Origin of the sequence: Yersinia frederiksenii ATCC 33641 (assembly GCF_000754805.1) — a bacterium.
GTDB classification, from domain to species: Bacteria; Pseudomonadota; Gammaproteobacteria; order Enterobacterales; family Enterobacteriaceae; genus Yersinia; species Yersinia frederiksenii.
In genome coordinates this window covers 2,743,436-2,764,635 of sequence record NZ_KN150731.1, presented here as the reverse complement: position 1 = coordinate 2,764,635, position 21,200 = coordinate 2,743,436, and the positions used below count along the sequence as shown (strand labels likewise).

The following is a 21,200-nucleotide window of genomic DNA, read 5'->3' as shown; positions in this document are numbered from 1 at the left end:
CGAAGAAAAGTCCCCGCCTTGAGAGGTTACAGGCGGAGTGGGAATATTAATGAATTCGCGCGTTAGAACCGTAGCGATTTAATACTTTTCGTTCTGGTAGAATAACATCAGGTATTATTTCAGGCTCTTTAACCGGAGGGCGAGTAATTATTTTATCCACACTCTCAATCGATTTAAAGGTACAAGAACATTCTATATTCTGACACTGATAATACGCCTCTTTGGTCTGCTCAGATAAATAGCGACTGGCGCGAGTATGAGATGCATGTTTACACACAGGACAACGCATCATAATTATTGCTCCCCGGCTGGATTTAGTTTTGCTCGTTTATCTCGAATACGCTGCCCTAATAACCCTCGTTTCATCGGGCTGTTGTTTAAGTCAGAGTCCACATAACCCGGCTGTGGTGGTTGTAGTGTGAGTTCGGCTAATATCGATTCTTTCTCCATATCAAACGCATAGCGTCCCGCTAATGAAAGAAGAGTCGCTGTCAGTGTACCCAGAGCCTTCTCTGATGATGAATCTGTGTAGAGTTCGTTCACAGCGACCTTTATTTTCACTGCCCGGATGAGTTCTGGTGACAAGGTTTTCATTGCGGCAGACATTTCCATCCTCGCATATTCCATCAACGCTACTTTATGCGTGTCTTTATAGGGTCTTGCAGAAGCGCATAATTGCAGTGACGTGTAATCTTTATCCAACTCCAGCTCTTCAACCAGATGACCGAATTCCTGCGCCAGCTCCCGTTGTGAAATCCGGCGGATATGCTCGGTTTGCAGTTCCTCGGTCATTTCACCGCGCAAGCTACGAAACAGTTTGCGCCAACTGCCGTCAGCCTGTTGGCTCTGGTTTTCGGCGTCGCGTTGCTTTTGCTGACTGCGGGCAATGGATGCCATAATTTCTTCGTAGGTTGCTTCATTCTTCAGGTGTTGCGCTTTCGCCGCTTTGAAGCTTTCAAGGGCGGGTGTAATCGGGTGTGGGGTTGTTTGGCTCATCTCGTTATAACTCCGTGTCGGTCAAGGTGGAGTCATTTTGCAAGCTCTCACACAACGTCTCAATCCATGCCCGTTGTGCCATTTCCCATACAACACACGCTCTACATCAGCTTAAATATGGCCATAAAAATAATAGTTCTATAAAAACTGTTCACTACTCTTCACTTTGAGAAAAAAGTATTAATAATCAATAAATAAAAGGGTGAACAGTTCATTCGAAACTATTCACCAAGTGTTCACTACTATTCACTCAGTTAAAAAGAGCTTTTCTCTGGCTAGCTAAAAAACCATTTAGACAGAATGAAAATTAGCCAATCACTTATACTGTTTTTGTATTAAAAATAATTTTATATTCCAATTTTCCCAATGAAATGAGAGTGAAAAATAAGCGAAATAGTCATAGAGGCAAACAAAGGCAAATAAAGGCAAAAGAAGGCAAATGCTGCAAGTTTCTGGGATGAGTACGGTTTGGTGAGTTTGCTGAATCACACAACAATGGCTTGTTGCATCAAGTAAAAATATTCTCACAATAGGGGGCTACCCAACTGAATCCCAGCAAACCCGGCGGTATATGGCCGGACAACCATAAGGTAGCTTTTCATGCTTGCAATGACACAACAGGCTTTATCCAATACGCCACTACCCATGGCAACACACTGCCCGCGTGACCGCTTTATGCGTCTGCCGGAGGTGATTAACACCACTGCTTTATCCCGCTCGACCATTTATGAACTGATTAGCCGTGACCACTTCCCTGCACAGATTTCCCTCGGCGGTAAGAATGTCGCATGGCTGGCCTCTGAGATTGAGGGCTGGATGGCCGAGCGTATTGCTAACCGTCAGGGGGTATCAGCATGATCACCCTAAAAATCGGCGAGCAATTCTTCACTCTGAATGAGGGCGACGTGCAGTACATCGCTGAGGCGTTCCAGATTGCGCAGCAACAACCCGGCCTTGCTTTACCCAAGTACCGCAGCCAGCTAAACGGCGTGGTGCAAGTGATGTCGGGCAATGCGCCGAGTACGCCAGCACAGGCCAATTGCTATTCCCGTGCTCCTGCTCAGCCCAAGCCTGATATTCAGACTGACTGTTAAACCGATGACCCTCATCCCGCAAAAAGGGCTTTTCTCTGGCTTGCATTTTTTGCAGGCCTTGCGTTATAGTCGCCGTGCTGCCGCAAAATCGGCAGCCGGGCGTGAGAACCCGTGTAACTCAATGGCGACACAACACGCGCCAGGCGTGTTTTTTTATGTCGTGGCCTCGGCCTACCAGTTTTTTGCACAGTGGTTTCTACACCGCTGTCGCTATCAAGCAATGGTGGCTCAGGCGGGGCAGCTTTCGGGCTGGCCGGTATCCATTGAGGCCGGTTTCTCACCCCCGTCTGGGCTACCACCCAAGTGTGAGAACTCAAGTGGTAGCAATAACCATGACTCAATGGAGGCTGCCACTATGGCTACATCCCTCACCCCGTTACACCCGCAATTTATCTATCTGTTTGCTGCTGTTCGCCGTACTGAATTAACAGCGCGTCCCTGCATGTTGCGTACCATCGCCAGCAGTGAGAAAAATGCTCGCCTGCGTTTAACCCGTGACTACATCCTGTCGTTTGCTGGCCGTCTGCCACTGGGGGAAGTCGCATGAATACCCTTGCCGCCCGTTATGACTGTGATACGCAGTACAGCATCCCTCACGCCGATTTCTTACGCCTCCAGCATGCACACAATGTCGGTGTGACGTTCCTCGATATGCTGGAAACACAAAGCAGCCTGCTACACGGTATTACCCCACCGTCGCCTGAATCGTTCGCCTCAATGGTGGCGCTACTGACTGACCAGCTCGGACAGGTGATGAACACCTGCGAATCACAAATCTTATCCCGCATGGAGGCACCTATCGTATGAATACCCTGAATCAATCCTGTCTGCCCGTTGAAGTCCGTACCGCTGTTTACCGCCGTGCGTTAGCCCATGCCTATCTTGATGTCTGTGTGTCTCACGGGGTACGCCTTGGTTACTCGCTGGATGAATTGCAAATGACGATTGCGATGGATATTGAGGGCTATTATGTGCGCCAGCACGGGCCAGAAGTCGGTATGGATATGGCCTGCACCATGCTCAGTGACATGGTGCAGCCGGATATTCTGCTGGCTCCGCCGCGCCTGACGGTATTAGGGCAAAAAATGATGGATGAGCTGTGTCAGGCACAGATAACCACAACCCGTCAAACCACCCTGCACTGAGGAGAAACAGACAATGACAACATTAAGCGTTTCACGCACCTCATGTGCAGCCACCGGCCAGTGGCCGGTATTGCTCCCCGCACTCGGTATTCATATCACTGCCGGAGGCCGGGCGCAGCCCTGCCCGATGTGTGGTGGTAAAGACCGTTTTCGCTTTGATAACCTGCAAGGGCGTGGCACATGGTTTTGTAACCAGTGCGGCAGCGGCGATGGCCTGAATCTGGTTGAAAAGGCGCTGGCTGTCACTCCCAAGGAAGCCGCCTGCAAAGTGGCTGAGGTATTAGGCGAACCATCACACCCGCCATTACCGGCACACAATGCCGGACAGGATGCGCTGGAGAAAGCGCAGGCACGGCAGCGGGCCGCAGAACAGGCCAAACAACTTCTGACAGCAGCGAGACTACAGACCGGGAATGCCTATCTGACCGCCAAAGGCTGGCCAGAACTGGAGACGCTGACATTACACGATAAACCGCTGCGTGTTGGGGGAGTGACCTATCAACCCGGCGACTTGTTATTTCCCCTGACCTACAGCACCGGCGAGGTGGTTAACGTCCAGTTGATTAACGCCAACGGTGACAAGCGCACACTGGCCGGGGGGCAGGTGAAAGCGGCCTGTCATTTTTTGCCCGGACAGGATAACGCCGTTATCTGGCTGACCGAGGGTTATGCTACCGGGTTAACGGTGCATCACCTGACCGGGGAGACTGTGTGTGTCGCCCTCAGTGCGAACAATCTGTCTGCGCTGGCGCAACAGTTGCGTAGCCACTACCCGGATGCACTGTTATTGCTGGCTGCTGATAATGACGAGAACGGCACCGGCCAGACCCGCGCAACCGAGGCTGCCCAATTGAGCGGCGGTAAGCTGGCGTTGCCGCCGGTTATTGGTGACTGGAACGACGTTTATCAGCAGCAAGGTAAACTGGCCGCCCTCACCCAGTTACAGGCGTTCAATCAGCCGCAACAGCCCAGCCCGTTCGATACGCTCAGTGACGCCGACCTGAAAGCCATGAGTGCCAGTGAAAAGGCTGAATTGTTGGTAGAGCACTATCAGCACTTGCTGGCGGTGCCACAGGTCGGTGAAGACCTGTGTCGTTATGAGAACGGGGCGTGGCAGGTGCTGCCGTATCGGGTACTCAGCCGGGAGATTGCCGCTCTGTTCCATAAAATCCGCGCCCCGTTCTCAGCATCCGGGATAAACAGCGTACTCGATACACTCAAGCTGATGGTGCCGCAAATGGGAACACCCGCCCGGCACTTGATAGGTTTTCGTAACGGGGTATTTGATACCACTACCGGCCAGTTCAGCGCACACCAAAAAACGCATTGGTTGCGCACCGTGAACAGTGTGGATTACACCCCACCCAAAGCCGGGGAAAATCTGTCCGACCATGCCCCGCACTTTTGGCGCTGGTTAACGCGGGCCGCCGGGCAACAACACGAGAAACAGGAGCGTATTCTCGCGGCGCTTTATATGGTGTTGGCGAACCGCTATGACTGGCAACTGTTCCTTGAAGTGACCGGGCCGGGCGGCAGTGGTAAGAGCGTGATGGCCTCGATAGCCAGCCTGCTGGCCGGTAAAGACAATACCACCTCAGCCACTATTGATACGTTGGAGTCGTCGCGGGAACGAGCCTCCGTGGTGGGGTTCTCACTGATTATCCTGCCAGACCAAGAGCGCTGGAGCGGTGACGGGGCCGGCATTAAAGCCATTACTGGCGGCGATGCCGTGGCTATAGACCCGAAATACCGTGATGCCTATTCCACTCATATTCCGGCGGTGATTCTGGCCGTCAATAATAACCCGATGCAGTTCAGTGACCGCAGCGGCGGCGTATCCCGTCGCCGGGTTATCCTGCCGTTCCCGGAAGTTATCCCGGCCAATGAGCGCGACCCGCTATTACTGGCGAAAATTACCGGTGAACTGGCAGTGATTGTACGCCACCTGATGCAACGTTTTACCGCCCCCAATGATGCCCGTGCGCTACTCGAAGCACAACAGAACTCGGATGAGGCGCTGGAGATTAAACGCGGTGCTGACCCGCTGGTTGATTTTTGTGGCTATCTGCTGGCGGTTAATACGCCCAATGGTCTGTATATGGGGAATGCTAATATTATTCCGGCCAACCCGCGTAAATACCTGTATCACGCTTACCTGTCATTTATGGAGGCGCGCGGCCATCAACGGCCAATGAGCCTGACTGCATTCGGGCGCGCTGTACCACAGACTCTGAGTGAATATGAAATAGCCTTGTTGAAGCGTAAGACGAACCAAGGAATGCAAACCAATCTGATATTAAGTGAGGACTGTGAGGCCGACTGGCTGCCTAAATGTGAAATTCCATGAGAATTTCAAGATATGACATTGAACCGGTTCAGGCCGGTTTTTTTATGACAAAATTAGATGTATCGTGATATGACTATCTAAAACGTATATGCCATAAGTAGATATCCTTATAGGAGCAATGGAGTATGAAATTATTAACTTCTAAAGAATTATTAAGCTCGAGCATCTCTGAAATTGAGAGTCATCTAGTGCATCCTGATAAAAACTCCGGATTAAGTACAGGATATCTTGATCTGGATAACAAAATTGGTGGATTCAAGACAGGACTTCATATTATCGCAAGTCGTCCTGCAATGGGTAAATCGACACTACTAAGAAATATAGCGGAAAATATATCATTACTAAATGATGGAAAAATTCTGTATATTGATTTATCTCAAACTGAATCTGAGTTTACTAATAAATTACTAGCTTCTTTAAGTCGAGTTAATCTGGATAGTATTGAGTCTGGACAGTTAGATGATCAGGATTGGCAAAATCTTAGCTCTACTATTGAAATATTAAATGAGAAGAATAATATATTATGGGCACAGCCTTCCAATCCAACGCTGGAAAAAATTGAAGAGTTAATATCGAGTAGCATTGCATCACAGGATAAAGTGTCCGCTATTTTTATTGATTACATCCAACTAATCCGCGCACCGAAATACGATGAAAATAGATATAATGAAATGGCTGAAGTATCACGTTCATTAAAGTTATTCGCTAACAACTACAATATTCCAATTTTTGCCTGCTCACAATTAAATAGGAAGCTTGAGGAAAGAGCAGATAAATGTCCTATTTTAACTGATCTTAGAGATTCAGGAACAATAGAGGACGACGCGGATACTATTCTCTTTCTACATAGGGATGACTATTATAATGAATATAGTGATATTAAAGGAATATCTTTTATTATAGTAGGTAAACATAGACGCAAACCATTATCCACTGTTTGCTTAACACATGGTTTTCAATGGTCAAGATTCGACGCATATACAAAGAACGATGATGAATAACCCTTCACTCTCAAATTATTAAAAATTTAATCTTAATGGTGAAGAATAAATCTTCACCTAGACACGTCCTAACAAAATATTATTATCAGTACACATAAACCTCTAATGTCTATTATCTTCATTATATTACCTATAATTTATAGATGCATGATATCACTAATAGCCAATGAGCCTGATCGCATTCGGGCGCGCTGTGCCACAAACCTTGAGCGAATATGAAATAGCCTTGTTGAAGCGTAAGACGAACCAAGGGATGCACCAATCTGATATTAAGTGAGGACTGTGAGGCCGACTGGCTGCCTAAATGTGAAGCAACTGAATAAATAGCATCACGATCGTTTCTACCGATCAATATGCTGTTATTGATCTGTCTAACCCATTGGACGCTATCAGTTACGACACTTATAGTTGCGTTGTACAAACCTCATACATCCAACACCGGGGAGCAATGTATCAGTGTGTACTCGGGCCTGCTTGCAGGCCTTTCTTTTACCCCCAACTCGCCCCGCAACTCTTGGCATCTCAACAATAATCACACCGGCCTAGGCCGGTGTTTTTGTATTCAATGGCCGACTGTTCACCGCAAGTGACTAGTTAGGATAAACTCGTCACTAACTCATCACCACCTAACGCATTGTATTTAAATGATTAAATTCAAAAGTGAACAGTGTGAACAGTTTTTCTATAAATCTTTTTTTCTTGGCTGATATTGAAAATATATACCTACTGAGTTTTCACCCTAATAGTTGCTCAAAATATCACCGCATTAACTATTGTGTATAGGAAAGTGTATAGAACTATAATTCTATTTTTATATTTTTCTTATATATCAGTATTTAATACTGCTTTAAGTATTCCTGTGATCTCCGCCAAATCTCGTCTCCCAACTTCTATTTAAATCAATAAAATTATTTATAATCAAATATATGTGGCGATTATAGTTTATCTGAATCTACCGCAGTCTGCTGGTTTCTACCCTGTGCTGGGGGCATAGTTGTGGACATAAAACATCATCATTTTTGAGATACCCCCAAATGAAGCTCAATGCCTGCCAGGTAGAGGCGGCGAAGCTGAATGAGAAATTCTACCAGTTGACTGATGTGCGAGGGTTATATCTGGAAATCAGTGCCAGTGGGCAAAATACGGGTGCAATAAATGGCGATGGAAAAAAGCTTTGAATCAATGGCGCGAGAATGGCGGATATAGTGCCCGCAGTAGTTTTCGATGGCAAGAAATGGGCCTCATTCACTTGAAAGGTAATCTTTTCGAGAAATGATTTCGCCACATCGTAGAATGGCTTTTATCACGATAGCCAGAACCGACCGGAAAAAGTTTAACTCTAGCCGGAAGGATTTGAACCGCTCATCAACAACCTCAAACTACCCCTTATTAACCCGCGCATAAATAATGGCAAACGCGGTACTTTGGGATATAGCCAGATTTTTACTGATTGTAGTGATGGCGACTTCAATTACTCGAATACCAATGTCATACAATGCTTTGGCCTGCAGCAATACCTGCCCCAAAATGAAATTTCACGGGATTTATGTAATCGAATGACATGCCAATCTTTTTGTTCGCCCAATAAAACTGTTGCGAAGAGAGCCGTATCACCCTGTTTTTATACCTAACTTAATGATAGAAGTTATTTTAAATCAATAAATAGCCATAAATTTTGCAATAGTACTGATAATAAAGACATGTGCTTAAAAACAGTATTGACATCTCATTTATAACAAGTAAATTGGAATTCAACACCGGTGCAATTGGTAGCAAAAATTTTATTTAACCGGTGTCCATGTAGCAGATTTAAAATAATGCGATAAAGGTCACGAAATATTTTTTTATGTGAGATTCGTTATGAGTTTTCTTATAATTGACTCATTCGATGATGTTTTAAGGCCATGCAGTAAATCTTTACAATCGCATTTTGTGAACGATACGCGATGAGTTAAGGCTTTGTTGTTAATAGTAATGTTCGCGATTTGTGTACATCAGTATGAGATCGAGAATATCGCGACGAAAGTAAAGCCACGTAACAAAGAGTATATATCGCGAGGGTGATGTACTAATTTAGCTAGTGTTATCAAAAACATGGTTAAATTAAATTGGACTGGGAATGTTACCATTCGGTTAATATATTGGAGGGCATAGTTAGTTACAAACAAAATATTCCTGTAAATCATGTACATCTTTATAAACAGTATGAAAGTCAGTATTACGTTATTAAGTTGATTAATGTTTAATTTTAAATGTGTAGTACCTTAAAAGCCCTGACTAAATCTAGTCGGGGCTTTTATCATTTTGGGGCCTGCTATTATTTCCAACTCAGTTATATCTAATAAAAACAGGAGGATGTATGGAGGTCAGACTAGCGTCACCTGATGAAGCAGAGCAGCTTTGGTGGGTGAGGAATCAAGCTATAAGGCATGGGTGTAAAGATGCTTATGACGGCAAAACACTAGCAGCATGGACACCGAATTTGATGCCTGAAGGGTACCGGCGAGCGGTGGCGAATAATCCATTCTTCGTGGTTGATGATCCAAACAGTCAATTTCCTGTTGCGACAGGGTTTCTGGATTTATCGTCAGGTAGTGCAGAGGCCATTTTCACCTTACCGGAATTTGAAGGCCGGGGTATGGCAACTCTGATTCTTGATGCTATCAAGCATGAAGCTAGAGTGCGGGGTTTCACAACGCTGGTACTTGCTTCAACACCTAATGCCGCTGCATTTTATGAAAAGAATGGTTTTACACTAATCAGTGAAAGTCATTATCCATCGCAATTAGCGCAAACTAACCTTAGGTGCATGGATATGACTTGTCATTTATAAAATGTTGAAGCCACCAGGCAGGCATAAATCCACTTAGCGGGAGGAAAGCCCCTATTTGCAGGAGTAATTTATGATCGCAGTCATCTTTGAAGTAGAGCCCGCAGAGGGTGAATATAATGCATATTTAGATTATGCCGCAGCATTAAAACCCGTGTTAGAACAAATGGATGGTTTTATTTCGGTTGAACGCTTTCAAAGTTTGAGTCATCCACAGAAGTTACTGTCGCTATCGTTTTGGCGTGATGAAGATGCGGTTAAGCAATGGCGAAATATTGAACAGCACCGTATTGCACAAGGGGCGGGGCGCGATGGCATCTTCGCCGGTTATCGTCTGCGGGTGGCGAGTGTAGTGCGGGACTATGGTTTAACGGAACGCGAGCAGGCGCCGGTTGATAGCCGGGCTCACCACAAATAAATATATTGGTAGGGGCTACAGGGGTAAATCACCATTCTAATTGGTCCTTTCTTCTTATCTGCTACACCTAACCTTCTTAAGTTAAGTAGCAAATATCCCCTTAATTATCCCGCGAGGTATCCCGCATTTCTGGTGCTGTAATGTAAAATCGGTGTGAAATATATGTGACTCCGTGCGCAAAAACAAACCAATTTTATGCTGGTTTCGTTGCTGAATTCATGTCAAAAATCCTCCCGCCTTGTCTTAATACAGAATGAAAAATACAGTAACTAACTAATTTTAAGCACTATTTTGTTCCCTGTTTTTTTGAAACACAGCAACCTATCATCATTTTTTTGGTGCTTGATTGTACTTGTCTATACGAGTATATGTTAATAAATACTCAAGCTAAGTAATATTGTTGATGCCTGAAAAACTGGTTGAAGGAAATCGCCGTGACTGCCCAAAACAGATTCCGTGATAATGAGATTCGAGCCTCGCGTGGCACAAAATTGACCGCCAAAAGTTGGCTGACTGAAGCCCCGTTGCGCATGTTGATGAATAATCTTGACCCTGAAGTCGCTGAGAATCCTAAAGAATTAGTGGTTTACGGTGGTATTGGCCGTGCAGCTCGCAACTGGGAATGTTATGACCAGATTGTGGAAAGCTTAACTCATCTGAATGATGACGAGACTTTGTTGATCCAGTCAGGTAAGCCGGTGGGGGTATTTAAAACTCACAGTAATGCCCCTAGGGTCTTGATTGCTAACTCGAATTTGGTGCCTCATTGGGCTAATTGGGAACATTTTAACGAGTTAGATGCTAAAGGGTTGGCTATGTACGGCCAGATGACGGCGGGCAGTTGGATCTATATTGGCAGCCAGGGCATTGTGCAGGGTACCTATGAAACTTTTGTGGAGGCCGGTCGTCAGCACTTTGGTGGTAGCCTGAAAGGGCGCTGGGTATTGACAGCAGGGTTGGGTGGTATGGGGGGAGCACAGCCGCTAGCGGCAACCTTGGCTGGCGCTTGTTCTCTCAATATTGAGTGCCAGCAGAGTCGGATCGATTTTCGTCTTAAAACTCGTTATGTCGATGAACAAGCAATTGATCTGGATGATGCCTTAGCCCGAATCAAGAAATACACTGCTGCGGGTGAAGCTGTTTCTGTTGCCTTGTGTGGCAATGCGGCCGAAATTTTACCTGAACTGGTACGTCGCGGGGTTCGCCCGGATATGGTGACCGACCAAACCAGTGCGCATGACCCGCTAAATGGTTATTTGCCAAAAGGCTGGAGCTGGGAAGAGTACCGCCAACGTGCTGAAAGTGATCCTGCGCGGGTGGTTAATGCAGCGAAAACCTCAATGGCAGAACATGTTGAAGCAATGCTGGCCTTTCACAATATGGGCATCCCAACATTTGATTATGGCAATAATATTCGCCAGATGGCGCAAGATATGGGTGTGAGCCAGGCTTTTGATTTCCCTGGTTTTGTTCCCGCTTATATTCGCCCGCTCTTTTGCCGTGGCATCGGTCCATTCCGTTGGGTTGCGCTCTCTGGTAGCCCCGATGATATTTATAAAACAGATGCTAAGGTTAAAGAACTAATCCCTGATGATGAGCATTTGCATCACTGGTTGGATATGGCGCGTGAACGCATTAGCTTCCAAGGGTTACCGGCGCGTATTTGCTGGGTCGGTTTAGGCCAGCGCGCTAAATTAGGTTTGGCCTTTAATGAAATGGTACGTACTGGAGAATTATCGGCGCCGATTGTGATTGGCCGTGACCATCTGGATTCTGGCTCGGTTGCCAGCCCTAACCGTGAAACCGAAGCGATGCAAGATGGATCTGATGCAGTCTCGGATTGGCCGCTGCTTAATGCATTGCTGAATACTGCCAGTGGCGCAACTTGGGTGTCACTACATCATGGTGGTGGTGTAGGGATGGGGTTCTCACAACATTCAGGCATGGTGGTGGTATGTGATGGCAGTGATGAGGCAGCAGAACGTATTGCCCGAGTATTACATAACGATCCGGCGACTGGCGTGATGCGTCATGCTGATGCGGGTTATGACATCGCTATTGATTGTGCACAAGAGCAGGGGTTAAACCTGCCAATGGTTGCCGCGACTCAAGGTAAAAAATAATGAAAACAACCCTCGAAACCATGACCCTGCGTCCCGGTCAGATGACTCTGGCCGACTTACGGCATATTTATCAACATCCGGTTCAGATCACTTTGGATGAAAATGCATACGCTGCCATTCAACAAAGTGTGGATTGTGTGCAGGCCATCTTGGCAGAGAAGCGCACTGCTTATGGCATTAATACCGGCTTTGGCTTGTTGGCATCGACCCGCATTGCAACTGAAGATTTAGAAAACCTGCAACGCTCAATTGTTCTGTCTCATGCTGCGGGTGTGGGTGAACCGAATGATGATGCTATTGTGCGCTTGATTATGGTGTTGAAAATCAATAGCCTGGCTCGTGGTTTCTCCGGTATTCGACTGGAGGTTATCCAAGCATTAATTACCTTGGTTAATGCACAAGTTTACCCACATATCCCACTAAAAGGTTCAGTGGGGGCTTCTGGTGATCTGGCTCCGTTGGCACACATGAGCTTGTTGTTGTTAGGTGAAGGTAAAGCTCGTTATCAAGGGGAGTGGCTGGATGCGCGCGCCGCATTGACTAAAGCAGGTTTGCAACCACTCACACTCGTGGCAAAAGAGGGGCTGGCTCTACTTAATGGCACGCAGGTTTCTACCGCTTATGCACTGCGTGGATTATTTGAAGCAGAAGATCTGTATGCTGCGGCCTCGGTCTTTGGCAGCTTGACGGTGGAGGCGGCATTAGGCTCTCGCAGCCCATTTGATGCGCGTATTCATGCAGTGAGAGGCCAACGTGGGCAAATTGATGCTGCGAGTACTTACCGTCATTTACTCGGTGAGCGCAGTGAAGTCTCTGAATCTCATAGAAATTGTGACAAAGTGCAAGACCCATACTCTTTGCGCTGTCAACCGCAGGTCATGGGGGCCTGTCTGACCCAAATGCGTCAGGCGGCAGAAGTGCTGGCGGTTGAGTCTAACGCGGTGTCAGATAACCCATTAGTATTTGCTGAACAAGGCGACGTGTTGTCTGGTGGTAACTTCCATGCTGAGCCAGTCGCTATGGCGGCGGACAATCTGGCGCTGGCATTAGCAGAAATCGGCTCATTATCCGAGCGACGTATTTCGTTATTGATGGATAAACATATGTCGCAGTTACCTCCATTCTTGGTGGAAAACGGCGGTGTAAACTCTGGTTTTATGATTGCTCAGGTCACGGCAGCAGCGCTAACCAGTGAAAACAAAGGGCTGGCATTCCCTTCGAGTGTCGATAGCATCCCAACCTCAGCCAATCAGGAAGACCATGTTTCTATGGCTCCACGGGCAGGTAAGCGCTTATGGGAGATGGCTGAAAACGTGCGCGGTATTTTGGCCGTCGAGTGGTTGGCCGCATGTCAGGGGCTGGATTTACGTAAAGGCTTGAAAACATCAGATACACTGGAGCCCGCACGCCATTTATTACGTAAGCATGTCGCTTACTACGAAAAAGATCGTTTTTTTGCCCCCGATATCGAAGCTGCAAGTCAGCTTATTGCTCAGCATCATATGAATGAACTGATGCCTCCGCATCTACTACCCAGTCTTTAATAACTAATCGAATAATAAGCAGTCATTATATTGATCTATAGGTGATCCCAGCAACCGGGATCACCCTCTCTGAACCCCTGCCTGAAAGGGCACAAATCTTGCGAGAATGTACCATGAAGAATGATTCATCCACGCTGAAACGCGGCCTTAGTGCCCGGCATATCCGGTTCATGGCGTTAGGTTCCGCTATTGGTACCGGCTTATTTTATGGTTCTGCCGAGGCAATTCGTCTGGCAGGGCCAGCAGTATTGCTTGCTTACCTAATTGGTGGCGGTGCAGTGTTTATGGTGATGCGTGCACTGGGTGAAATGGCTGTACACGATCCGGTTGCAGGTTCTTTCGGTCACTATGCCAGTCGTTATCTGGGGCCGTTAGCTGGCTTTTTGACCGGTTGGACGTATACCTTTGAAATGATTATCGTGGCACTAGCCGATGTCACAGCGTTCGGTATTTATATGGGGTTGTGGTTCCCTGATGCGCCGCAATGGGTTTGGGTTCTGAGCATTATTTTCTTTATTGGTGCGCTAAATCTCTGTTCAGTCAAAGTTTTTGGTGAGATGGAGTTTTGGTTATCCTTGCTTAAAGTAACTGCAATTATTGCCATGATTGCCGCAGGGCTGGGGATTATGATGTTTGGCTTTGGTGCGGGTCATGAGAGCACCGGGGTCAGCAATTTATGGTCTCATCAAGGGTTTATGCCCAATGGTATTTCGGGCGTGATTGCTTCATTTGCTGTAGTGATGTTTGCTTTTGGCGGCATCGAAATTATTGGGGTAACCGCCAGTGAGGCGAAAAATCCGGAAAAGGTCCTACCACGCGCTATCAATACTGTTCCGGTACGTATTCTGTTGTTCTATGTTTTGACTTTATTTGTTCTGATGGCTATCTATCCATGGAACAGCATTGGGCAAAATGGCAGTCCTTTTGTGGAAATTTTCAGTAGCTTAGGTATTAGTTCAGCGGCCAATATTCTGAATTTAGTGGTTATCACAGCGGCTATTTCAGCGATTAACAGCGACATCTATGGTGCGGGTCGTATGATGTATGGCATGGCGCAAGAAGGGTTAGCGCCTAAATGCTTTAGCCGCCTAACGCGCAATGGTGTGCCATGGATGACTATTTTGGTGATGGCTATCGCGCTGCTATGTGGCGTGGTATTGAACTACCTGATGCCAAAAAATGTATTCCTGATTATTGCTTCAATTGCGACTTTTGCAACTGTTTGGGTGTGGTTAATGATTCTGATATCACAGGTCGCTATGCGCCGCTCAATGAGCAAAGAAAATGTTGCCCGCCTGGTCTTTCCTGTTCCTTTCTGGCCGATAGCACCTATTCTGACCATTATCTTTATGGCATTCATTATTGCGGTTCTAGGGTATTTTCCTGACACCCGAATTGCCATGTATGTCGGTCTGGCCTGGGTGGCATTAATGACATTTGCCTGGTGGATTTGGTTGCGTAAAGCACCACCTCGTATCATTCAAGAACCAGTAGAAAGTCGCGAGGTATTGTAGTGGCACACTAAATTTGGCCACCTGAATAGAGGTGATATCATCGCATCATAGTTAAAACAGGTGACATTATGACCGGACGTAACAGACGCAATTTTAGCCTCGAGTTTCGCCTCGAAGCCGCCCAGCTTGTACTGGATCAGCATTACACCGTTGCCGTTGCCGTTGCCGCTGCTGCTACAGCAATGAATGTCGGCAAACCATGATATTGATTTGTGATGCGACCGGACTGTCACAACATCGTGTCTGGAGGCTGACGGAATTCTCACCGTCAACTTACTACTTACGAGGCCTAACTACCGAGGCCACGTGGCTGTTCACTTTATTCACAAGAACGTATACTACCTTTACCACCCCCGTGGGCTGGGTGTAAACATAGACGACGTCGCAGAGGGTTGGTAACAGAGCGTTATCTGCTGCTCTATCCGTCTGCACCGAAACTGACCTTGTCGATGGATTTTGTCATGGGTACCCTGGTCTCCGGACGTAGGAGCAAGTGCCTGAGCTGTGTCGATGATTTCACAGTGAGTGTCGCCCTCGCCCTCGGGATCCGGGTATACATATATTTGACAGCATTGCACTGTTCCGTGAATATCTTGTGACGATAAGAACAAATCAGAGACCTGAGTCTACCTGCCTGTGCTCGAGTAATTGGCCTATGAGCACGGTGTTGATCTACGGCTTTATACAGAGCCAGGTAAGTTGACACAAAATAGGCTTATTGAGAGTTTTAATGGACGGTTTCATGATGAACACTGGTTCGGCGATATCAGTCATTCGAGGTATATCATTAATAAATGCTGCAAAGATTATAACGAGTGTCGACAGCACTCCACGTTGAATTATCTTATACAGGCCAAATTTGCAGCGGACTGGAGAAGAAAGGATGATTACTGAGAGTAAAGGATTCGACATCACTAACTGAGAGCTGTATCTAACTTTGGAGTAGACCACTTCTTTTTTAAATAATCTTAAATGATTCTGCAGTGTCGACTAAACGTAAAACGATTCAGTAACTAATCGTATTTTAAATTATAATGAAGAAGAAAATGACTGCCTCTAGATCACAACGAGCCAGTCATTTACCAGATTAACTCTAGTTATCAGCTTTTATTTCAAAAGAAATGAGGAAAATACCAAGTTTTCTTGGATCGTCTGATAATCCTAACTCTCTGGGAGAAACAGGGTTAGATATATCTATAGTGATATTGATACCATCTTTTTGGCATGTATCTGATGGAATTGAGAATGATAAGTCCGTTGGCTTACCTAAAAGATCACCTTTCCATAGTGAATGCCCCTTAGCCGAAAATTTTATATTTTGAGTAGAAAAAGATTGAAGAGTTAATAAAATAATAAATTCTTTATTTTTTGAGAAAAACTGCTCATCACCACATGGAATATATAGATTTGCAATCTTACCCTCGGACCAAATGCCCCTTTCTTCTTTCTGTCCCCATCCACTTCCTAAGATAAAGTCACCATCACCTGTTACAGCAGTACTATATTTTTTGGGTAGAACTTTTATATTTATATTTTGAACATCTTCTTTACTCAAATTTACGTATTTACCATATGGAGTCTCTCTAGATAAATTTTTCACTATGGCATTGATTTTTCTTTGATCATAGCGACAATTATGAGGAAGTAGAACATCTTGACCATTGTTAGTAGGTGATATTAGTAGCTTAAGACAATCAGGTCCCATAATTGCAAGATATGATTTTATATGAACAGCTTCACCATATTCAGAATATCTTTCTTGGAATACTTCTATTGGTGGATTATATAACCATGGCAAATGTTTTTGTATGAAAAATGATATTCGTGAAGGTGTCGTGTAATCCTCTCCTAATTTAGGGTTGTTATCTTTCAGGGAGAGTATAGATATAATAACCAACAATAAGGTAATGATGTAAGAGAGTTTATTTCTAAATGTTATATTTTTTGAAATAAACAATAGAATAGGAAATGCTAATGGTAAATACCATAGTGCATATCGTGCTAACCCTGGAGTAGCACCAGAGTTTATATTTGTTGTTGATGAATGTGCGTAGAAATTGATCAAAAGATAAAATATTAAGAATAAACCTATATGCCTATTAGTCTGCAGATATTCTATATTTTTATTTCTGAATAATACATATATAGCGATTATAATAGATAAGATACCCAATGGCCAGTTAGGAATTATTCCTAAGTCTGGATCGATTATCCATATATAGAATGTCGATAAATTTCCACCTAATGAAGCTCCACCAGCAAGCAATTGAGGAGTGATTACCCCAAATCGTAAAAAATAATAAACAGGGTGCAGTAATACGAAAAAAACAGTAGCTACAACCATGATAACTTCAGCTGAGCTATATTTACCTTTTCTTTGTAGAATGAATTTATAGCAAAAGGGTACAAATGCAATCAATGCAAAACTCGGATTTTGAGCTGATGCAATGGCGAACATTAACGCAGATGGAAGATATCTTCTCGCATATATAAATATTACACCAGATAGTGCTAAGCAGTAAGTAAATAGCTCTGTATGAACCTTATTAGTAAACCAGAGTATAGGTGAAAAAAAGGTCATTAAAATAACGATAAAAACGCCTTGCCATTTATAGTATCTGTAAGAAATGGATAGCGTCATAAAGACTAAAAGAAAATGAAGCACCAAAAAAGAACCATGTGTGGATAAGTCAATTCCGGTTAGTGATATAATTTTAGAAAATATAAAAGCAAGGAAGCTATAAAGCCAAAAGTGATTAAAATCAGCGGTATTCCCTGCTATCAAAGCAGGGAATGTTTTTTCTAGGGCATCGCGTGGAACTAAACCTAGTATTTCATGCGAGGAAAATAAATCTTCATATGCATTATAGGCTAAAGATGTCATCCATGGGCGATGTGTGACATTCCATGCACTAAACATTGCATAATATTCAGAGCCATCACCTACTCGTATTGGTGTAAAACGTCCGACAATTAAGAGCAATATGAGTAAACCTAAGCCTATGTATAGGTAAGGCAACAACTTCTTAAAGTCTATTAGGCTAAATTTTATCATTTACTCAGTCTCTCTGAAATGCTCTTAGCAATTTTTCGCCCCTCACGAATTGCATAGTTAGTACCACGATCTTCAGGATAAATTTGTGCCATAGTCGAAATTGACCCATTATCAAATGGAGTTTCTTCGCTAGGTACATATTGAGAATAACCTCGTTCTGTAACCGGCTGTGCATATTCAGAGCGCCAAACTTTATGTTCAATAACCCATGATTTATCCATCTCTGGGAACATTCGTTTTAAATGCTGTAGAGCAAAGTTGACATATTCTTCATCACTATATGCCCATACTGGGTCTTCAGTTGCTAGATATCTGGAAAGATAAGCAATATGGCTTCCTTTGTAGTTTTCGGTGCTATCAAAGTTAGTATGTTCAATAACACCAACAAATGGGAATCCAGGGTCGTTAACATTTAACCAATAAGTTTCTGAAAGACTGCAATTTAAACGTAATACCAAACACATATTACCTAAATAACGGACACGGTTTAGTTTATCGATCCACTCTGATGGCGCATTCTCTTTGAATATATTAGCAATGATTGGGAGCGAAGGTGTAAACAAAAACTCTTTCCCATGAACTTCTGTTTGAGATGTTTGTAATGTTGTAATTGATCTCCCCTCAGAAGTAATTCCAGTGACTTTAGTATTAAATATCACTTCGCCACCGGCTTGCTCTATCGCTGTGACCATTGCCTCAGCTAAACGACCAAAACCCCCTTTAAAGTAAGCTAACTCTTCACCACCTTTATCGTTGCGAGTACTTCCGCGAAGAACTAGTTTTTTCCACATCCAGACAGCATTTACTGCTTCTGCATAGATCGAAAATTTTGATTCAATTAAAGGTTCCCAGACAATTTTATATACAGCCTTACCGCACAAAGGTTCTAACCATTCGCGGATACTAAGATGTTCAATTGTTTTCCAATCTTTAATACGACGAACCTGGAATACGAGAAGGCCAAGTCTAATTCGATCAATTAGTGACAATGCTTTGAAGCGTAATAGATCTAGTGGAGTTGAAAGTTTCCACATACGACCATTAAAATACATGCCTGTACGGGTAGGTAATAGGATAACATCACCTTCCATACCTAATTCCTTAACTAGCTCAGGTACATAGATATCATTGTTAAACCAATGATGATAAAACTTCTCAAGTTTGACACCATCGGCAAATTCAAAAGTACCAGCCAAACCACCTGGGGTGCTATCAGCTTCAATGACTTTGACTTTTTTACCCTGCTTTGCTAATACATAGGCCGTAGTTAAGCCAGTAAAGCCAGCACCAACAATAACGGTATCGTAATTATTCATAATTGTTACTCAATTTATATAAATTTATGGAGCAGATCTTGAGTGAAGAGACCTGAATAATTCAGGTTTCATTAAAATTGCAATTGCACCTACTAATGTAGTTGGTAACCAGAGTGCTAAGTGAGATAAAACTGCATAGCTACCTGCTTGTGCGGTAGTACCCCCGAGCATCGAAATTGCGGCAAATGCCGCTAAGTGGAAAGGACCGACATAACCGGGTGATGATGGTACTAAGGTTGAAAGTGTAGCTATTGACATAACAACCACAGCTATCGCAGGAGCTGTATCAAAATCAAATCCAACTAATAGAAAGTAAAATAAGCCCGCCTCGCCAACCCAAACAAACATAGAAATGATTACTACAGAAAATAGTATTTTTGGCCGAGACATAATTTCAAAGTTAGTTAATAAATCACTAACTACTACTAAGAGTTTATATATACGATCAGGACCTTTAAATGAGCTTCTCCTACAAGCTATATTACTAATATACTTGGCTAGTGATCCGCTAAAGAGGAAAACAATAATCAGAGTTACTCCACCCACTACTGCCATAGTGGCTGCAGATTCGGCAATCAGCGGTGGAAGGTGAGTACCACTTAATGTCACCAAGCCAATTGCTAAGCATCCCAATAGAGTCATTAAATCAATCAATCGCTCCATAATCAAACTAGTGGTTGCTGTTGTTTTACTTATCCCCATTGCCGATGGGAAAATAAATGCGCGAATTGCATCGCCAAGACGCAATGGCAGTACGTTATTAAGTGCGATAGAGCCAAGAAATGGTGCTGCACAAGTACTCCACTTTATCTTAGCTCCTGTTGCATCCAACATTATTGCCCAGCGAAATATTCGCAAAGAATAACCAAATGCAAGGGAAGCTATTCCCATAGCTAGATACTCCCATCGGAAACTTTCTAATGCGTCAACGACTTCTGTGATATTGACCTGACGGACAATAATTACCAAGCATATGACCGTAATTGCAATTCCGATGAGATATTTATGCCAACTAGATTTTTTATTACTTTCAGTCATCATTAAGAATTCCACACGCGCCACGGAGCATTACCTTGGCTCCATAGTGCCTCAAGCTCTCGTTTGTCACGGAGAGTATCGCAAGGTTGCCAGAATCCTGAGTGTTGAAACGCTGCAAGTTGATTATCTTTAGCTAAATTAGCTAAAGGGGCTCGTTCCCATGAGGTGGCGTCATTTTCGATATATTTAATGACGGAAGGTTCTAGTATAAAGAAGCCACCATTTATCCAGCCAATCTCATCACTTGGTTTTTCTTCAAAGCTTGTCACATAATGATCTGCATTTAGGTTTAAAACACCAAAACGGCCAGGAGGTTGAACTGCTGCTACAGTTGCTAGTTTACCATGACGTCTATGGAACTCGAGTTCAGCAGTAATATCGATATCTGATAAACCATCACCGTAGGTTAAACAAAAAGTCTCATCTCCTAGATATTCAGCAACGCGTTTCAGGCGACCACCTGTCATCGTATCTGCGCCTGTGTCTATTAGAGTGATTTTCCAGTCTTCTGATTGACTATTCAGTATATTATGTTCGCCAGTGCTCAGGTCAATACTCATATCAGCCATATGGCGATAGTAGTTAAAAAAGAACTCTTTTATAACATAACCTTTATAACCTAAGCATATGACAAACTCTTTGATACCATGATGAGCAAAGGTTTTCATAATATGCCACAGTAAAGGATGTCCTCCGATCTCTACCATTGGTTTTGGTTTAGTATCTGACTCTTCTGCAATTCGCGTTCCTAAACCACCTGCTAAAATCACTGCTTTCAT

The 21,200-nt window shown here is 44.3% G+C and carries 20 protein-coding genes and 1 pseudogene; 15 read left to right on the top strand and 6 right to left on the bottom strand.

The window, feature by feature from the left end; all coding sequences use genetic code 11:
• Positions 1-46 precede the first annotated feature (46 nt).
• Positions 47-292, bottom strand: a complete 246-nt coding sequence (locus DJ58_RS22740; protein WP_005172879.1) for an ogr/Delta-like zinc finger family protein — start codon at positions 290-292, stop codon at positions 47-49.
• 2 nt (positions 293-294) lie between these two features.
• Positions 295-996, bottom strand: coding sequence for a hypothetical protein (locus DJ58_RS09520; protein WP_004707229.1), 702 nt, complete (start codon positions 994-996; stop codon positions 295-297).
• A 600-nt stretch (positions 997-1,596) separates the two neighbouring features.
• Between DJ58_RS09520 and DJ58_RS09525 the strand changes: the two genes are divergently transcribed.
• From DJ58_RS09525 to DJ58_RS23900, 15 genes and pseudogenes are all read left to right on the top strand, one after another.
• Entirely contained in the window at positions 1,597-1,854 is a 258-nt protein-coding gene (locus DJ58_RS09525) for a helix-turn-helix transcriptional regulator (protein ID WP_050413884.1), read from the top strand.
• Positions 1,851-2,090: a hypothetical protein gene (locus DJ58_RS09530; protein WP_226977641.1), complete on the top strand. Its 240-nt coding sequence runs from the start codon at positions 1,851-1,853 to the stop codon at positions 2,088-2,090. Before DJ58_RS09525 ends, DJ58_RS09530 begins: the two co-directional genes overlap by 4 nt.
• A 4-nt stretch (positions 2,091-2,094) precedes the next feature.
• Positions 2,095-2,637 carry a host cell division inhibitor Icd-like protein gene (locus DJ58_RS09535; protein WP_004707225.1) on the top strand — a complete coding sequence of 181 codons (543 nt, stop codon included), beginning with the start codon at positions 2,095-2,097 and terminating at the stop codon, positions 2,635-2,637.
• The gene (locus DJ58_RS09540) at positions 2,634-2,897 is read left to right on the top strand and encodes a hypothetical protein (protein ID WP_032910557.1); all 264 of its coding nucleotides are present in this window, start codon (positions 2,634-2,636) and stop codon (positions 2,895-2,897) included. Before DJ58_RS09535 ends, DJ58_RS09540 begins: the two co-directional genes overlap by 4 nt.
• Positions 2,894-3,235: a DUF5375 family protein gene (locus DJ58_RS09545; RefSeq protein WP_032910554.1), complete on the top strand. Its 342-nt coding sequence runs from the start codon at positions 2,894-2,896 to the stop codon at positions 3,233-3,235. The genes DJ58_RS09540 and DJ58_RS09545 overlap by 4 nt, the downstream gene beginning before the upstream one ends.
• 13 nt (positions 3,236-3,248) lie before the next feature.
• Positions 3,249-5,582, top strand: coding sequence for a primase-helicase zinc-binding domain-containing protein (locus tag DJ58_RS09550; RefSeq protein WP_004707222.1), 2,334 nt, complete (start codon positions 3,249-3,251; stop codon positions 5,580-5,582).
• 125 nt (positions 5,583-5,707) lie between these two features.
• Positions 5,708-6,583, top strand: coding sequence for a replicative DNA helicase (locus DJ58_RS09555; protein ID WP_004707221.1), 876 nt, complete (start codon positions 5,708-5,710; stop codon positions 6,581-6,583).
• Between the two features lie 1,034 nt (positions 6,584-7,617).
• Positions 7,618-7,761, top strand: coding sequence for a DUF4102 domain-containing protein (locus DJ58_RS23645; protein WP_004707220.1), 144 nt, complete (start codon positions 7,618-7,620; stop codon positions 7,759-7,761).
• 1,181 nt (positions 7,762-8,942) lie between these two features.
• Positions 8,943-9,416, top strand: coding sequence for a GNAT family N-acetyltransferase (locus DJ58_RS09560; RefSeq protein WP_032910553.1), 474 nt, complete (start codon positions 8,943-8,945; stop codon positions 9,414-9,416).
• Positions 9,417-9,486: 70 nt separating this feature from the next.
• Positions 9,487-9,831 carry an antibiotic biosynthesis monooxygenase family protein gene (locus DJ58_RS09565; RefSeq protein ID WP_004707217.1) on the top strand — a complete coding sequence of 115 codons (345 nt, stop codon included), beginning with the start codon at positions 9,487-9,489 and terminating at the stop codon, positions 9,829-9,831.
• A gap of 434 nt (positions 9,832-10,265) precedes the next feature.
• The gene (gene hutU / locus DJ58_RS09570) at positions 10,266-11,954 is read left to right on the top strand and encodes a urocanate hydratase (protein ID WP_004707216.1); all 1,689 of its coding nucleotides are present in this window, start codon (positions 10,266-10,268) and stop codon (positions 11,952-11,954) included.
• Positions 11,954-13,498 (top strand): histidine ammonia-lyase, encoded by a 1,545-nt coding sequence (gene hutH / locus DJ58_RS09575; RefSeq protein WP_032910552.1) that lies wholly within the window; start codon positions 11,954-11,956, stop codon positions 13,496-13,498. Before hutU ends, hutH begins: the two co-directional genes overlap by 1 nt.
• Positions 13,499-13,611: 113 nt before the next feature.
• Entirely contained in the window at positions 13,612-15,012 is a 1,401-nt protein-coding gene (locus DJ58_RS09580; RefSeq protein ID WP_032910551.1) for an amino acid permease, read from the top strand.
• Positions 15,013-15,080: 68 nt separating this feature from the next.
• The gene (locus tag DJ58_RS24005) at positions 15,081-15,215 is read left to right on the top strand and encodes a hypothetical protein (RefSeq protein WP_004707214.1); all 135 of its coding nucleotides are present in this window, start codon (positions 15,081-15,083) and stop codon (positions 15,213-15,215) included.
• Positions 15,216-15,324: 109 nt separating this feature from the next.
• Positions 15,325-15,934: pseudogene (locus DJ58_RS23900) on the top strand (integrase core domain-containing protein); the annotation flags it as partial.
• 171 nt (positions 15,935-16,105) lie between these two features.
• Here the strand turns inward: DJ58_RS23900 and DJ58_RS09590 are convergent.
• From DJ58_RS09590 to rfbF, 4 genes are read right to left on the bottom strand one after another with little or no spacing between them, the layout of a single operon-like run.
• On the bottom strand, positions 16,106-18,067 hold the full coding sequence (locus DJ58_RS09590) for a hypothetical protein (protein WP_071985016.1): 1,962 nt from the start codon (positions 18,065-18,067) through the stop codon (positions 16,106-16,108).
• Positions 18,064-19,383, bottom strand: coding sequence for an NAD(P)/FAD-dependent oxidoreductase (locus DJ58_RS09595; RefSeq protein ID WP_004707212.1), 1,320 nt, complete (start codon positions 19,381-19,383; stop codon positions 18,064-18,066). Before DJ58_RS09595 ends, DJ58_RS09590 begins: the two co-directional genes overlap by 4 nt.
• Before the next feature lie 24 nt (positions 19,384-19,407).
• Complete coding sequence (locus tag DJ58_RS09600) at positions 19,408-20,424, bottom strand: lysylphosphatidylglycerol synthase transmembrane domain-containing protein (RefSeq protein ID WP_004707211.1); 1,017 nt, start codon at positions 20,422-20,424, stop codon at positions 19,408-19,410.
• Complete coding sequence (gene rfbF, locus DJ58_RS09605) at positions 20,424-21,200, bottom strand: glucose-1-phosphate cytidylyltransferase (RefSeq protein ID WP_032910550.1); 777 nt, start codon at positions 21,198-21,200, stop codon at positions 20,424-20,426. Before rfbF ends, DJ58_RS09600 begins: the two co-directional genes overlap by 1 nt.